Source organism: Caballeronia sp. J97, from assembly GCF_905220305.1.
Lineage (GTDB): Bacteria > Pseudomonadota > Gammaproteobacteria > Burkholderiales > Burkholderiaceae > Caballeronia.
The window spans coordinates 52,148-66,790 of sequence record NZ_CAJMZL010000019.1 but is presented as its reverse complement, the minus strand read 5'-3'; the positions used below and the strand labels follow the sequence as shown (position 1 = coordinate 66,790).

13 protein-coding genes are annotated in these 14,643 nt (G+C 63.1%); 3 read left to right on the top strand and 10 right to left on the bottom strand.

The genetic code is table 11. The features are described from left to right. Positions 1 to 124: 124 nt before the first annotated feature. From U4Y90_RS22720 to U4Y90_RS22695, 6 genes are all read right to left on the bottom strand, one after another. The gene (locus U4Y90_RS22720) at positions 125 to 310 is read right to left on the bottom strand and encodes a hypothetical protein (RefSeq protein ID WP_321797991.1); all 186 of its coding nucleotides are present in this window, start codon (positions 308 to 310) and stop codon (positions 125 to 127) included. 145 nt (positions 311 to 455) lie between these two features. Beyond that, positions 456 to 1,673, bottom strand: a complete 1,218-nt coding sequence (locus U4Y90_RS22715; protein ID WP_321797912.1) for a c-type cytochrome — start codon at positions 1,671 to 1,673, stop codon at positions 456 to 458. A 74-nt stretch (positions 1,674 to 1,747) separates the two neighbouring features. Next, on the bottom strand, positions 1,748 to 3,487 hold the full coding sequence (locus U4Y90_RS22710) for a methanol/ethanol family PQQ-dependent dehydrogenase (protein WP_321797911.1): 1,740 nt from the start codon (positions 3,485 to 3,487) through the stop codon (positions 1,748 to 1,750). Between the two features lie 240 nt (positions 3,488 to 3,727). Then, positions 3,728 to 4,009, bottom strand: a complete 282-nt coding sequence (gene pqqD / locus U4Y90_RS22705; RefSeq protein ID WP_321797909.1) for a pyrroloquinoline quinone biosynthesis peptide chaperone PqqD — start codon at positions 4,007 to 4,009, stop codon at positions 3,728 to 3,730. 66 nt (positions 4,010 to 4,075) lie between these two features. After that, complete coding sequence (gene pqqA / locus U4Y90_RS22700) at positions 4,076 to 4,150, bottom strand: pyrroloquinoline quinone precursor peptide PqqA (RefSeq protein WP_008347847.1); 75 nt, start codon at positions 4,148 to 4,150, stop codon at positions 4,076 to 4,078. Positions 4,151 to 4,359: 209 nt separating this feature from the next. Next, positions 4,360 to 6,303, bottom strand: coding sequence for a sigma-54-dependent Fis family transcriptional regulator (locus tag U4Y90_RS22695; protein ID WP_321797987.1), 1,944 nt, complete (start codon positions 6,301 to 6,303; stop codon positions 4,360 to 4,362). Between the two features lie 351 nt (positions 6,304 to 6,654). On the opposite strand from U4Y90_RS22695, the gene U4Y90_RS22690 reads away from it, so the two are divergent. Then, entirely contained in the window at positions 6,655 to 6,849 is a 195-nt protein-coding gene (locus tag U4Y90_RS22690) for a hypothetical protein (protein WP_321797907.1), read from the top strand. A gap of 142 nt (positions 6,850 to 6,991) precedes the next feature. Here U4Y90_RS22690 and U4Y90_RS22685 read toward each other — a convergent pair whose 3' ends face one another. The 4 genes from U4Y90_RS22685 to U4Y90_RS22670 form a co-directional block, all read right to left on the bottom strand. Continuing rightward, positions 6,992 to 7,636: a LysE family translocator gene (locus U4Y90_RS22685; RefSeq protein WP_321797906.1), complete on the bottom strand. Its 645-nt coding sequence runs from the start codon at positions 7,634 to 7,636 to the stop codon at positions 6,992 to 6,994. 105 nt (positions 7,637 to 7,741) lie between these two features. After that, entirely contained in the window at positions 7,742 to 9,265 is a 1,524-nt protein-coding gene (locus U4Y90_RS22680) for a diguanylate cyclase (protein ID WP_415749404.1), read from the bottom strand. A 216-nt stretch (positions 9,266 to 9,481) separates the two neighbouring features. After that, positions 9,482 to 10,303, bottom strand: a complete 822-nt coding sequence (locus U4Y90_RS22675) for a hypothetical protein (protein WP_321797904.1) — start codon at positions 10,301 to 10,303, stop codon at positions 9,482 to 9,484. A gap of 94 nt (positions 10,304 to 10,397) precedes the next feature. Beyond that, positions 10,398 to 11,879 carry a mannitol dehydrogenase family protein gene (locus tag U4Y90_RS22670; protein WP_321797903.1) on the bottom strand — a complete coding sequence of 494 codons (1,482 nt, stop codon included), beginning with the start codon at positions 11,877 to 11,879 and terminating at the stop codon, positions 10,398 to 10,400. 106 nt (positions 11,880 to 11,985) lie between these two features. Here U4Y90_RS22670 and manD point away from each other — a divergent pair, with 106 nt between their 5' ends. Both manD and U4Y90_RS22660 read left to right on the top strand, forming a co-directional pair. Next, entirely contained in the window at positions 11,986 to 13,194 is a 1,209-nt protein-coding gene (manD, locus tag U4Y90_RS22665; protein WP_321797902.1) for a D-mannonate dehydratase ManD, read from the top strand. A gap of 47 nt (positions 13,195 to 13,241) precedes the next feature. Next, the gene (locus tag U4Y90_RS22660) at positions 13,242 to 14,612 is read left to right on the top strand and encodes an MFS transporter (RefSeq protein ID WP_321797901.1); all 1,371 of its coding nucleotides are present in this window, start codon (positions 13,242 to 13,244) and stop codon (positions 14,610 to 14,612) included. Positions 14,613 to 14,643: the final 31 nt, after the last annotated feature.

The window sequence follows — 14,643 nt, the reverse complement described above, 5'->3', positions numbered from 1 at the left end:
CGCCACGAAGGAAGGTGTACGAGGAAGAAAAACAAGGCGGCACAGATGCCCGATGTGGCCGGGCATGTGTGCCGCCGGTGTGTCGCGACGAACCGAAGTCTCGACGAAACGTCAGGGTGTGTCGTCAGGTAAGCATCGGCACCGCTTCGATCAGCGCAAGCCCGAGCAGCGCTCCGATGGCCGCGCTGATGAGCTTCGGATGCCAGCGATCCAGATGCAGCGCCGTGAGCAGCGCGCCGATCAGGATGACGCCGAGCAAAGCAAAAGCCACGACAAGATAGCCGATTTCGAAATCGTTGTTGATGAGCACGACGCTGGCCTCCCGCCGGTTCGAGCCGGCTGAATTGCGCATTGCGCCGCGTTGCGGCCCATGTCGATCCGCCCGCGCGACATCTTGATTATATGTCACGTTGTGACGTATTCAAGGCCGCGCGAACGGCGTGCGCATGGCGGGCTCAATGGCCCGGTCCGGCGTTGAGCGGCAGTTTCGACGAGCGCGCGCTGTCGGCTGTCATTTTCGCGCCGCCTGGCTTGTAGCCGTTCGACATCAGCAGGAAGGCCATGATGTCGGCGTAGTCCTGATCTTTCATCTTGCCGGGACGATCCGCGGGCATGTTGGTCGTCATATACGTGAAGATGCCTCCGACGGTGAGATGCGAGTTCGCCGCTGGCGCAAACGAAGGGCCTTGCAGCGCGGGCGCCGTTACCCCTTGAAGCTGTGCGCCGTGACACTTCGCGCAGGAGCTCGAATAGAGCGTCTTCCCATGCGTCGTTTGCGCCTGCTCGAACGTTGGCGGTTCGATGCTTCCTTCATTCGCCACCTTGATGAAGCGGCCGGCGCGCGCGGCGTTCGCATCCGCTAGCATGATGCCGGGGTGCGTCGACGGTGTCGTCGAAGGCGTGTCGAGATAGCGCGACACCGAAGCGGTCTGCGCGGGCAGCGTCCATTGCTTCGTGAGTGCTTGCAGGCGACCGTCGTTGGTCATCGATATGAGCGCATCGTCGATGCGTGTGCGCAACGCCGCGGTTCTATCGCCGAACGCGAATGCCAGATGCCATTCCGCGTAGGGCGAATCCGCGGTTGCGACCGTGAAGCGATGTTCGGGATGCGCGATGCGATACGCGACGACAGCGGGATACCACACGATCGCGCGTTGCGCGCGTCCGTTCGCCACTGCCTCGACCGTCGATGCCGATGTATTTTCCAGATCGAGTGTCACGTCGTGCTGCTGCACGGCGATCAGTTGCGCGGGACTCGCGTAGGTCGCGGCGACCGTGCGTTTCGCGGCATCCTTCAGTTCGGCGCCGGGGGCTTCGATGCTGACATAGCCCGCCCGAAGATAGCCACGCGAAAATTGCATCTTGCCGCCCGATGCATCGGCGACAGTGGAGCGCGGAAAGCCCGCGATGACATCGCAATCGCGGGCGAGCGTCTTGTCGAGCTCGTGGAGCGACACGCCGTCGTCGTCGCCTTCGCCGATGCCGTGCGATACGAACGTCGCCGCGATGTTGGCGCGCGCGAATACCGCTTGCGCGACGCTGCGATCCAGCGCCGCCGAGGGGCTACCGGGAAACGTGCAGATCTTCACGGCAGCATCGGAGGCCGATGGCGCGAACGCGATGCATGCGGCCAGCATGCCAGCCGCGCGAATGGAGTCGAAGGAATGATTCATGTCGAAGCGTCCGGTGATGTCGATGAACACCGCGAGCGTGCGACGATGCGCGCTCGCGGTTCGATCAGAATGGGTCAGGCGCGATTGAGCGCGAACACATAGAGCGTGCCGCCGCGGGGCACCTTGTCCGCGGCCTTCGCCATGGGGCCACCCCAGATCGGGTTCGCGCCGCCGTAGCCCGCGAGAATGGCGACGTATTCCTTGCCGTCGATCTCATACACCGAAGGCTGCGCGATGATGCCGCTCGCGAGCTTGGGGCTTTGCCACAGGACCTTGCCGGTCTTTTCGTCGAACGCATAGAGATGGCCGTCGAGCGAGCCGCTAAATGCGAGGCCGCCCGCTGTCGTCGCGACACCGCCGTTCCACGGCAGCTTGCTCCAGTGACTCCAGACCTTCTTGCCGGTATCGACATCGATGGCCTGCAGTTCGCCATAGCCCTTGCTGTTCGGCTCGGGCTTGATCTCGAAACCTTCGCCGAGATAGGGCAGACCTTCCATGTAGTTCACCGACTTGCCGGACAAGGACATGCATGCATGCAAGGCCGGGACGATCGCGAGATGCGTCTGCGGATCGTATGACACGGACCACCAGTTCTTGCCGCCGAGGAAGCTCGGACATGTTTCGATGGTCGTGCCCGTCTTCGGATACTTGGCCGCATCCTGAATCGGCTTGCCATCGTCCGAGTAGCCCGTGACCGATGTCGCGGTCACAAAGGGGCGCGCATAGATCAGCTTGCCGTTGCTGCGGTCGATAGCATGGAAAAAGCCATTGCGGTCCGCGTGAATGATCGCGTCGTAGTCCTTGCCCTGATACTTGATGTTCGCGAGAACGGGCGTATTCACGCCGTCGTAGTCCCACGTGTCATGCGTCGTGTATTGATAGTGCCACTTGAGATCGCCGGTCTTCGGATCGAGCGCGAGCAGCGAGTCGGAATAGAGATTGTCGCCGGGACGGAGATCGGCGAGCCACGGTCCCGGATTGCCGACGCCCCAATAAAGCGTCTTGCTCGCTGCGTCGTAGGTGCCGGTGAGCCATGCGGGCGCACCGCCGTGTTCCTGCATGCCGTCGGGCCATGTGTTGCCGCCGGGTTCCTTCGCGCCCGGCACGGTATAGCGTTTCCACAGCACCTTGCCGTCGTTGGGATCGAGCGCTGCGATAAAGCCGCGCGCGCCGTATTCGCCGCCCGAGCTGCCGACGACGAGCGCGCCATCGAGCGCGAGCGGTGCGAGCGAGAACGCGTAGCCGACGCCCGGATCGAACATCGCCTTCTTCCACACGAGCGCGCCCGTTTGCGCGTCGAGCGCGGCGACTTCGCCGTTCAGCATCGCGACATAGACATTCTTGCCGTATAACGCGACGCCGCGATTGACCACATCGCAACACGCGGTCTTGAACGATCTCGCATCGAGATTCGGCTCGTACTTCCACAGTTGCTTGCCCGTTGCGGCATCGAACGCATAGACGTTGTCCTTGGGCGTCGTCACGAAGAGAAAGCGTCCGTTGACGATGGGCGTGGCTTCGAAGCCTTGCTGCAAGTCCTTGGGAAACTTGTAGCTCCATACCTGCTTCAGATTCTTCACGTTGCTCGTGTCGACCTGCTTGAGCGGCGAATGACCGTGACCGTTATACGTGCGGTAGTAGGTGAGCCAGCCCGGATCGTCTTGCGCGCTCGTGAGACGCTCATAGCTGACGTCCGGATACTGCGCGGGCGTTGCGTCGGCCGCGATGGCCAGATGCTGCCCTATGTTGAATGCAGCAACGGCGCCTGCTGCAAGGGCCGCGGTGCGCATGGCCGGACTGAAGCGAATCTTCATCGTCGTCTCCTGAGTGTTATCGATGCAACGTCTTTTTGAATCTCGATAGCGTTGCGAAGCAGTTGCGGCGTCATCAAGGCAAGTCATGTGCCATTGATGATCGATGTACGCGCGTGCCTTGCTGCATGCGGATCTCATGCACGTAGCCACGCATGCGAGCGGCGCGCGCTGTTCATGCAGGGGTGTTGCATCGTGGAGCAGTGGGACGTTCGACGTGTTGCCCGATGTGACAACGCGAGTTCAGTCGAGCCAGCCGAGACGGCGTGCTTCATCGATGAAGCGATACACGTCCGCAGCGAGACCCGCCGTGCCGAAGCGCATTTCGAGTTCGCCGATGATGTCGTCGAGTTCGCGCGTGCCATCGCAGCGCGAGAGTATTTCGCCCGCGCTCCGGTTCAGTTCGATGCTGCCGCGCGGCTGCACGAGCTCGCATGTGCTCATGTCCGCATGCCAATGCAGCTTCAATGGCGCACGCAGGCGCGGACGCGTGGATGCGCCCGCTTGCGCGGTCGTCGGGTTCATGTGGAATGGAAAGGGAAGGGTGCAGGCCCGGGTCTCGCTCGACCCGGGCTTGCCATCATCGGAGCATCAGCGTGTCGCGATATACATCGTGATCTCGAAGCCGAAGCGCAGATCGGTGAAGGCGGGCGTCGTCCATTGCATGTTCATCTCCTTGGGTGATGTTCGAAGTCGGATCGCGAACCGTTTCGCAATCGGACGTCGAAAATGCAAACTCCGTGCCTTCGATGAAAGACTGTGCATGTGCACGCTTTTGGCCTTTCAGTTTTATTTCGATGCTATGCGGATATCGTGACTTCGCTGTTGCGCTTCGAGACAAGGGTGTATCGAAGTGGAACACCGCATTGAACACCTCATTGCTCCATCGATGAACAAGCGGGCATCTTGCGATAGATCGTGTTGCGCGAAACCCCGAGCGCGCGTGCGGCGGCGGATACATTGCCACGATGCCGCGCGAGCGTTGCCGCGATCACGGATGCCGTGACTTCCTGCAAGCGTCCCGCAGCGAGCGCCGATGGAGCGCATGCATCAGACATGGCTTGCGCGCGGACGCGAGGTTCCTCGAAGAAGTCTTCCGGCAGATGCTCACGGCGAATGCAGCCGTCGTCGTCAACCATGGCGGCGGCAGTGCGCAACAGGTTGCAGAGTTGCCGGAAGTTGCCCGGCCACGCGTAGCGCTCGAACAGCGCCATCACGTCGTCGTCGATGGACAAGCGCATGCCGCATGCTTCGTCGGCGCTCACCGCGTGCAGCATCTTCGTGATCACGGTGGCGAGGTCGGTGCGCTCCCGCAATGGCGGCAGCTTGACGACGAGTCCGTTCAATCGATAGTACAGATCCTCGCGAAAGCGGTTCTGCTCGATCATCTCGCGCAGGTTTCGATGCGTCGCGCAAATGATGGCCACGTCGACGGGTATCGATTTGCTGGAACCGAGCGGATCGACGACGCGCTCCTGCAAGACGCGCAGCAGGCGCACTTGCAGCGGATAGGGCATGTCGCCGATTTCATCGAGAAAGAGCGTGCCGCCATTGGCCTGCAGCAGCTTGCCCGCGGCGCCTTTGCGTCGCGCGCCCGTGAACGCGCCTTCCTCATAACCGAAGAGTTCCGACTCGATCAGGTTCTCGGGAATGGATGCGCAGTTCACCGCGACGAACGGCCCGGCGCGGCGCGGCGAATCGCTGTGAATGGCTTGCGCAAGCAGCTCTTTGCCGGTGCCTGTCTCTCCCGTGATGAGTATCGGAATGTCCTTGCCGATGACCTTGCGCACCTTGCCTATGACCGCGGCTACTCTCGGGTCGCCTGTGTCGAGCGATGCGAGCTTCGACGATGCATTCATCGCGCCGGATGCGCGCGGCGCTGGCTTGCTCGCGACGGATGCGGACGTCACCTCGGCGAACGGGGCGCGGTTCAGCCGCACGCGGGCGCACACGACGGCGCCGTTGTTCAGATCGAGCGGAATGTGTGGCGCGCGGCTCGCATGCGAACGATCGATCAATTGCGCGCTCGTCAGGCCGAACAGCGACGACAGCGTATGCGCGCGCAGCGCCGACAGCGGCAGGCCGAACTGAAACTGTGCACTGCGATTGGCCGAAAGAAAGCGTCCATCGCACGTGAAGGCCATGATGCCTTCCATCAAGGTGCCGAGAAATTCGGGGCGGCTATGAAATGCAATCTGTAGCATGCCCTGAAAAGTGCTGGAAAACAGGTGGTTTTCGATCATCTGCACGGACATGCGCGCGAGCGCCATCGTATGGCGATGGTAGCTGCGATGATCGCCCGTGACGTCGAGCACGCCGATCAGATCGCCATAGGGATCGAGAATCGGCACGCTCGAGCAGGTGAGAAAGCGGTTCGCGGCGAGGTAGTGCTGATCACCGTGCACGACAGTCGGCGAGCGTTCCGCGATCGCCGTGCCGATGGCATTGGTCCCTTGCCGTTCCTCGGCCCAGTTCGCGCCGGCCCTGAGCGCCACTTTTTCGGCGCGTGCGAGGAAGTCGTCATCGCCCGTGGAATGGAGAATGAGCCCTTGCGCATCGGTCAGCACGATCATGCTTTGTGTGTTGACGATCTGCTCGCGCAACGTTTCCATCACCGGCGTCGCGTGCGCGCACAGCACGCGGTTCTGCTCGAGCTTGAGCAGCAACTCGCCTTCGGTGAGTACGTCGTAGTCGGGTCGCGTCGACGCGTTCAGTCCGAACGTCTCCGACCGTTCGTGCGCCTTGCGGATCGCCGGAATGCGCCAGCCGCACTCTCGGTCATCGTGGGTCGCCGCGATCTCGCGGATATCGTCTTGCATCATCTCCTCCTTGTGCAAGTGCCGGTCGTCTCGCCGGATGTCTGAGTGCGGATAAAAGCAAGTCCTGCGCCAATTGGCGCGATCGATTTCGTGTGTTGGCGAAACGAAAGGATGCGATGTGTCGTCGTGACGGCGACAGGCCGCGAATGTCGTGTTGGGCCTCGTCTGACTCGCGATACCGATTGAGCGCGTGCGTTTTCGCGCGGCACGCCCGCGGCATAAGCCGCTGCGGGCATCGAGGCATTACGCGCGGCGCATTGGCATACCCAATGCAAAAGACCGGGTGAGCGCCGACAGACGCTCGATTCGAATCAAGCGAACTCTCGCTCACGTATCGCAAGGAGAAGCGCCATGACGAACCTGAAGGTCGATGATCTGCAACATGCCCAAGAGCTGTCCTCTTCCGAGATGTCCCGCATCGTCGGGGGCGATAATAACGAGCCGGCCGGTAGGCCCATTCACATCGACGCTCAGAGCGGCGTTCTGACGTTCAAGGACGGCTCGAAGTGGACGATGGACCTCGACGGCAATCTGCATCCGCTTTGATGCGCATGCGTCGCTGCCGCCTGTAGCCTGTAGAGTGTAGCCGCCAGGAAGGGCCGGACGCGCCGGGCTGCGCGCCCGGCCCTTTGCCTTCTGCATTCGAAATGTCAGATGGCGCTTAGCGTTACGCGTTTTGAATGCGGAATTACAGGCCGGTTCGGCCCGCCGTGAGCACGAGTCGCAGGCCGAGCACCGCGATCACGCTTGCCGCGACGCGGTCGATCCACTTCCTCGCGCGCAGATACATCTCGCGGGGGCGTCTGCTCGAAAAGCCCAGCGCGACGATGGTGTACCAGCCCGTCTCGATTGCGAAGACCATCGGCGGCAACACGACGTAGCACCACAGCGGGGGATGTTGCGGCAGGAGCGCGGCGAAGATGCTGCCGTACCAGATGGCGGTTTTCGGATTGCTCAGCTGCGTCGAGAGGCCGAGCCAGAAGGACTTGCGCGCGCTAGCGGCGGGCGCGGGGGCATCGGTCCGGGTGGGCACCTGCATCGGCTGTGCGGCGCCGCGCCAGATCTTCGACGCGACATAGATGAGATACAGACCACCCGCGACCTTCAGCGCGACGTACAGCCACTCCACCGCGACGAGCAGCGTATAGAGCCCGGCGAGCGCGATGCCGCCGAAAAAGATGCCACCGACGCCCATGCCAAGGGCGGTCGCGAGACCATCGGCGCGGGAAATGCCGATCGAGTTGCGAGCCACGATCACGAAGCTCGGACCGGGAATCATCGCACCCAGCAGCAGCGAGAACAGAATCGCGAATACGGCGGTCGAGGCGGTCATCGGTTTTTCTCCGTTGTATCGGCAGTATCCGCATTTCGGATGCGTCATTCAAAGCGCACGATTGTATTCACAATGCATGATACGCCCGGCCTCGCACGCGTCGCTTCAGATGCCGCCGGCGGCGGCCCTGTCTTCGTGTATCGCGCGATTGCGGCCCGTGCGTTTGGCGAGATACAGCGCGCCGTCTGCGCTGTGGAGGAGCTTGAGCGCGTCGTCGCTTTGGCGCGGCGAGGCGGTAGCGATGCCGATGCTGATCGTAAGAACGCCCCTGGGCGCTGCGCTGTTGGGGATGGCGAGTTGTTCCACAATCATACGCAGACGCTCCGCGAACATGAGCGCGCCGCTTGCCGCGGCGCCCGGCAGCACCACCACGAATTCCTCACCGCCGTAACGCGCGACGATATCGCCGGGCCGCTTCGCGGAATTCTGTATGCAGTCGGCCACGGCGATGAGCGCATCGTCGCCCATCGCATGACCGTAGGTATCGTTATAGAGCTTGAAGTAATCGACATCGACGAAGAGTGCCGACAGCGGCTGATCGGTGCGTCGGGCGCGTCGCCATTCTTCGTCGAGCCGGCGGTCCAGTGCGCGACGGTTGCACAGGCCGGTGAGGGAATCGGTGCCGGCGAGCCGCTGCAACTTCTCCTGCGCGATCGCCCGCGATCGAAGCGACATCGCCAGTAGCCACGAGATCACGACAAAGCCCGCGCCGAACATCATCGTGAGCCCGCCGATGACGATGCTGCGCTCGCGCCAGGCAGCGAGCACGTCATCCTCGGCGGGCGCGACCGCTGCGATCAGTTGCGTGCCCGGCACGTGCTGGAAGGTATAGAGCCGCCGGACGCCATCGAGCGGAGACCGTGAGATATAGGAGCCCGAGGGCGCGTTTGTCATCGCGGCGAACGTGGGTGACTTCGCGACGTATCCCGCTTCATCCGATGGCAGCGCGGGCTTGCGCGCGATCATCACGCCGTCCTGCTGCACTATGAATACCGAGCCCGAGTGGCCGACATTTACGCGCGAAAGCAGGTTCTTGAAGTAGGAGACGTTCAACGCGATCACGGCGACGCCTGCAAACGAGCCATCCGGTGCATTGATGCGCCGGCTCATCGCGAGCGAGGCCGAGCCCTTGCGCAAGCGCGACAGGTAGGGGCCGGAAATATAGAGGCCGGCGTCGGGGTGCTCGGCGTGAATCCTGAAGTAGTCGCGATCGTCGAAGAGCAGGTCGACGTGCGCGGAAGGATCGCGTTCCACGACGATGCGTCCTTCGCGATTCATCACGAACGCGCCGCCGACCGCGTTCATGCCGGTGGCGCCATCGAAGAGAACGAGCTTGCGCAGATCGGGAGGCAGCGCCATCACGGCGGGGTTTTCGACGCCACTGGCGATGGTGCGCAGCGACAGGTCACTCGATTCGACGTTGCGCGCGATATCGGCGCTCAAGGTGGCGACGAGATTGGCCGCCGCCTGATGGGCGTTCTGCAAGGCCTGCGCGCGCCCTTGCCACAGCGCGGCAAACGACAGCACGGCCATGGACAGGGCAATGACAGTGCCGATGAGTCCGGCGAGCGCCGGAAACCGCGAAAACGCTTCGGCGAAACGCATCGCGGCGGTGTTGTTGCGTCGCATCAGCCGGCGGCTGACCATGCGTCCGGTTTTGCGAACGGCCTTCAATCTGGCGGGCATTCAGGTTCTCCGCGTGGCGCCATGTCCGCACGATCGGCAAACAAACATGTGCGGCGCAACCCCGCTTTGCGTCGAAAACTCCGTATTTTAAGAGTTGATTTGCATCTGGCGCGCATCTGATGGACATCGGGTATCGATCGAACGAATCCGCAACACCAGTTATTTCACGAGGCGCAGCCGCTTCGTGATGATCGTGCCTTCCTTGCGATCGACGAGCCACGCGGCGTCGACATTTCCATTGAGCGTCGATGTTCGGCGCGTGATGTCCGTGGGTTCTTCGTCGGTCGGCGCGCTGTGTTCGATGTCGTCGGACAGATAGGGCGGCGCGAGCGTGCAGATGAGCACGATCGCGAAATCGCCGTTGCCATGCTCGTGACCGAAACCCGGGAGCATCGTGCGTCCGGTTACGGTGGTCCTGATGCCGTCTCGCGGCTTCAACTGGATGATATCGAAGGTCTGAACAAAACCCTTTTCCTTGGCTTCGGGCGCGACGACGAGCTTGCGGCCGCTTTGTCCCTTCACCGTCTCCCTGAGCAGAATGGCGTCGGGATTGCCAGGCGCCGCCAGCGAGACATTCACCGTCAGTACCTTCTTCTTCGACAGATAACGCACGCCATACGAAACCGGAATGACGAACGTGAACGTACGATCCGTTTGCGCAAGCGGCTGGCTCGCGCCGCGCGGCGCCTTGTCGAACGGACGTGAAAGAAACGCCCGCACGCGGCTCGTGATCGATGCGGGTTGTCCCGGTGCGGGATGACCCGCGAGCGCGTCGCGGACATGTTCCGGATCGTCGCCGGTGAAGTTCGGCGGAAGCGCAGTCACGGACATGATGCCTTGCGCGGTCGCGCCGCTCGCGACTTCGACAGCGCTCGCCGCATGATCACGCTGCGGTGCGGCCGCGAAAGCGGGCGTCGATCCCCACGACAACACGCAGGCGACACATAGCGCGATGCTGCGTCCACGTTTCGATGAATCCACCGGCCACTCCTGGCGCGTCAAGCCCGGTCATGAAGGAAGTGGCTATCTTAAAACGAAGCGCGCGGATCGGCATCTTGCATGCGTAATGATGAATTCAATCCATCCGCGCGTAGTCGTCGATTGCCGTGAGTGCACCGTTCTGCAGTTTCGTCGCGGCGCGCACGAGCGCGTCGCGAAGAATCGCATCGCGTGCCAGCGATGCAGGGAAAACATCGTTCATGTCGAGGAGCGCGGCGACGAGGCGTTCCGGCGTGTCCGCGTCTTGTGCCGCTTTCGTGAGAGGTGCGGCCAGCGGATCGCTGATCGGATAGCGCGCGCCGTCGTCCGCGCGGCCGCGCAGGAACGTGAACCACGCCGCCACCGCGAGCGCGAGCCGCTCGATCGGCTGACCCGCATCGAGCCGTGCCTGGATGGTCGACAAGATGCGCGGCGGCATCTTCTGGCTGCCGTCCATCGCGATCTGGGCGCAGCGGTGCTTTAACGCCGGGTTCGCATAGCGATCGAGCAGCGCGTCGCGGTAGGCGGCGAGATCGAACGATGCCGGAACGGCGAGCGTCGGCGCTATTTCGCGGGTCATCATCGTATGGATCAGCGACTTCAGCGGCGCGTGGCCGATCGCGTCGCTGATGGTCTCGAAGCCCGCCAGCATCGAGAGATAGGCGAGCGTCGAGTGCGTTGCATTCAACATGCGCAGCTTCGCGATCTCGAAAGGCGCGACATCGTCGACGAGCTGTGCGCCGGCCATTTCCCATGCGGGGCGTCCGGCAGGGAACCGGTCCTCGATGACCCACTGCCGAAACGGCTCGCATGGCACGGGGACTTCGTCGCGCAGGTTCAGCGCCGCTTGCGCGGCTTCACGGTCCGCGTCGGTAGTGGCGGGAACGATGCGGTCCACCATCGTCGACGGGAACGCGACCTGCGTCTCGATCCACGCCGCGAGCGCCGGGTCGAGTTTGCGCGCGAACGAGCATACCGCCTGACGCAGCGCATCGCCGTTGTGCGAGAGGTTGTCGCACGAAAGCACGGTGAAGGGCGCCTTGCCCGTTTCACGGCGCGCCCTCAGCGCGGCGCAGAGGATGCCCGGCACGGTGGACGGCTCGTCCGGATGCGCGAGATCTTGCGCCACGCCCGGATGCGCGAAATCTGCGTCGCCCGTTTGCGGGTCGCGGCAGTAGCCCTTTTCCGTGACCGTCAGCGATACGATGCGCACGCGTTCGTCGGCCAAAAGTTCGAAGAGACGCACTCGATCGAAGGGCATCGCCAGCACTTCGTGCAATGCGCGCACGACCTTCACGCGCACGCCGCCCGGCCCGCGTTCCACGACGCTATAGAGCCCGTCTTGCGCCATCAACGCATCGCGCTTGCCGACATCGCCCTGCAGCGTCACGCCGCAGATGCCCCAGTCGCCCGGCCGGGCGAGCATCGCCTCTTCCGTATAGAGCGCTTCATGGGCGCGATGAAAGTTGCCAATTCCCAGATGCACGATGCCGATGGCCGGTTCGCGCCACGCCGGCGACAGGCAATGCGCTTCGAGAGCGTGCAGTGAGCTACGCGAAAGTATTGATTTGTCAGTCATTTTCGATGGCATTTTGAATTCAGAATGGGGAAAACCCGCGGTTGACTGTGTAACATACTGGTATGGTAGTATCCGCAACATCGAATGCCTATTCAAGGAAATCCCTATGAAAATCATCCGCGCCGACGTGATCGTGACGTGCCCCGGCCGCAACTTCGTCACGCTGAAGGTGGAAACGGACGAGGGCATCTACGGCATCGGCGATGCGACGCTCAATGGCCGGGAGCTGGCCGTCGCATCGTATTTGAAGGACCACGTGTGCCCGCTGCTGATCGGGCGCGATGCGGGCCGCATCGAAGACACCTGGCAGTTTCTCTATAAGGGCGCGTACTGGCGACGCGGTCCGGTCACGATGACCGCGATCGCCGCCGTCGACATGGCGCTCTGGGACATCCTCGGCAAGGCCGCGAACATGCCGCTGTACAAGCTGCTGGGCGGTGCGTCGCGCGAAGGCGTGATGGTCTATGGACACGCCACCGGTCGCGATATTCCCGAAGCGCTCGACCGCTATGCCGAACATATCGAAGAGGGCTACAAGGCGATCCGCATCCAGTGCGGCGTGCCGAACATGCGTTCGGTCTACGGCGTCGCGAAAGGCAACGGCATGTACGAGCCGGCGACGAAGGGGGCGGTGGAAGAGCAGAGCTGGTCCTCCGAAAAGTATCTGGATTTCGTGCCGAAACTTTTCGAAGCCGTGCGCGACAAGTTCGGCTTCGATACGCATTTGCTGCACGACGTGCATCACCGTCTCACGCCGATCGAAGCTGCCCGGCTCGGCAAATCCGTCGAACCGTATCGGCTGTTCTGGATGGAAGATCCGACGCCCGCCGAGAATCAGGCCGGATTCCGCCTGATCCGCGAGCACACCGTGACGCCGATCGCCGTGGGCGAAGTCTTCAACAGCATCTGGGACTGCAAGCAGTTGATCGAGGAGCAACTGATCGACTACATCCGCGCGACGCTCACGCATGCGGGCGGCATCACGCATCTGAAGCGCATCGCGGATTTCGCTTCGCTGTATCACGTGCGCACCGGTTGTCATGGTCCGTCCGATCTGTCTCCGGTCTGCATGGGCGCGGCGCTGCACTTCGACCTGTGGGTGCCCAACTTCGGCGTGCAGGAGTACATGGGCTTTCCGAAGGAAGCGCTCGACGTGTTCCCGCATGCGTGGTCGTTCGATCGCGGCATGATGCATCCGGGCGAAGCGCCGGGGCACGGCGTGGACATCGACGAGAAGCTCGCCGCGAAGTATCCGTACGACCCGGCGTACCTGCCGGTGGCGCGCCTCGAAGACGGCACGCTCTGGAACTGGTGATCGCGTTTGGTTCTACGCATTCAAAACACAAGATACCGGAGAGAGACATGGCAAACAGAGAAACCCGCGCGATGCTGCGCCGCGTGGCGGCGGCATCGACCATCGGCACCGCGGCGGAGTATTACGACTTCTTCGTCTACGGCACGGCGGCGGTGCTCGTGTTCGGCGCGAAGTTCTTCCCGAGCCACGATCCGCTGATCGGCACGCTGGCCGCGTTCGCCACCTATGCGGTCGGCTTCGTCGCGCGGCCGATCGGCGGCATCGTGTTCGGTCATTTCGGCGACAAGATCGGCCGCAAGAAGGCGCTCATCGTCACGATCCTGATCGTCGGACTGGGCACGTTCGCTATCGGTCTCTTGCCGGACTATTCGCAGATCGGCATCTGGGCGCCGGCGGCGCTCGTACTGATCCGCGTGTTGCAAGGCTTTGGCGTCGGCGGCGAACAGGCGGGCGCGGTGTTGCTCACCGCCGAATATGCGCCGCCGCGCGAACGCGGCTTCTTCGCGAGCCTGGTGCAACTCGGCGCGCCCGCGGGCTTTCTGATTCCGTCCGGCATCTTCGCCGTGCTGACCGGGATGCTCACGCACGAGCAACTGATGGACTGGGGCTGGCGCCTGCCGTTTCTCGGCAGCATCGTGCTGGTCGTGGTCGGTCTCTATATCCGTCTTCGTACCGAGGAGTCGCCCGTGTTCGCGGCGATCCGCGAGACCAAGGCGGTCGAGTCGCGGCCCGTGGTCGAAGTGGTGAAGCAGCACGGCGCGACGATCGCGAAGGGCGTCGGCGCGAAGCTGATCGAGGCGTGCACGTTCGCGATGTACACGATGATCGTGCTCGCCTACGGCCGCGCGCACGGCATCTCCGATGCGTTGCTTCTGCAGACGATCATCGTCGCGGTTCTGCTGGAACTGATCGCGATTCCGCTCGCGGGCGCGCTGTCGGATCGCATCGGCAGGCGCGCGACGTTCATCGCGGGCGCGGTGCTGCATGTGCTGCTCGTGGTGCCGCTCTTTCATGCGATCGACAGCGGCAGCCGCCTTGCGATCCAGACCGTGATGATTCTCGCGATCACGATCGGCCACAGCCTTTGCTATGCGCCCCAAGCGTCGCTCTTTCCCGAGCTCTTTCCGGCGCGCGTGCGCTGCAGCGGCATTGCGCTCATCTGGCAGATCGGCTCGCTGATCGGCAGCGGCGTGCTCGGCCTCGTCGCGGTGAAGCTGATTCAGGCGACGGGCGGCAGTTCGATCGGGCTCATCGCCTATGTGGCGCTGCTCGGCATCGTCTCGACGATTTCGCTTCTGCTGTTGCCCGAAACCGCGCCGGTCCGGCTCGGCCGCGATCTGCACGACTGGGGCGCGCCACAGCCTGAAGCGGCGCCCGTCGAATCACACGTCGCGCCGGCGCTCGCCGCACGCCGCTGATTGCATTCAAAGTTCTTCATACAAACCGCAG

Excerpts from the sequence above, each read along its gene's own strand:
- U4Y90_RS22710 (WP_321797911.1), bottom strand. The coding sequence starts at position 3,487 with ATGAAGATTCGCTTCAGTCCGGCCATGCGCACCGCGGCCCTTGCAGCA.
- U4Y90_RS22715 (WP_321797912.1), bottom strand. The coding sequence starts at position 1,673 with ATGAATCATTCCTTCGACTCCATTCGCGCGGCTGGCATGCTGGCCGCA.
- U4Y90_RS22685 (WP_321797906.1), bottom strand. The coding sequence starts at position 7,636 with ATGACCGCCTCGACCGCCGTATTCGCGATTCTGTTCTCGCTGCTGCTG.
- U4Y90_RS22680 (WP_415749404.1), bottom strand. The coding sequence starts at position 9,265 with ATGCGACGCAACAACACCGCCGCGATGCGTTTCGCCGAAGCGTTTTCG.
- pqqD (WP_321797909.1), bottom strand. The coding sequence starts at position 4,009 with ATGAACCCGACGACCGCGCAAGCGGGCGCATCCACGCGTCCGCGCCTG.
- U4Y90_RS22670 (WP_321797903.1), bottom strand. The coding sequence starts at position 11,879 with ATGACTGACAAATCAATACTTTCGCGTAGCTCACTGCACGCTCTCGAA.
- U4Y90_RS22660 (WP_321797901.1), top strand. The coding sequence starts at position 13,242 with ATGGCAAACAGAGAAACCCGCGCGATGCTGCGCCGCGTGGCGGCGGCA.
- U4Y90_RS22690 (WP_321797907.1), top strand. The coding sequence starts at position 6,655 with ATGACGAACCTGAAGGTCGATGATCTGCAACATGCCCAAGAGCTGTCC.
- manD (WP_321797902.1), top strand. The coding sequence starts at position 11,986 with ATGAAAATCATCCGCGCCGACGTGATCGTGACGTGCCCCGGCCGCAAC.
- U4Y90_RS22695 (WP_321797987.1), bottom strand. The coding sequence starts at position 6,303 with ATGCAAGACGATATCCGCGAGATCGCGGCGACCCACGATGACCGAGAG.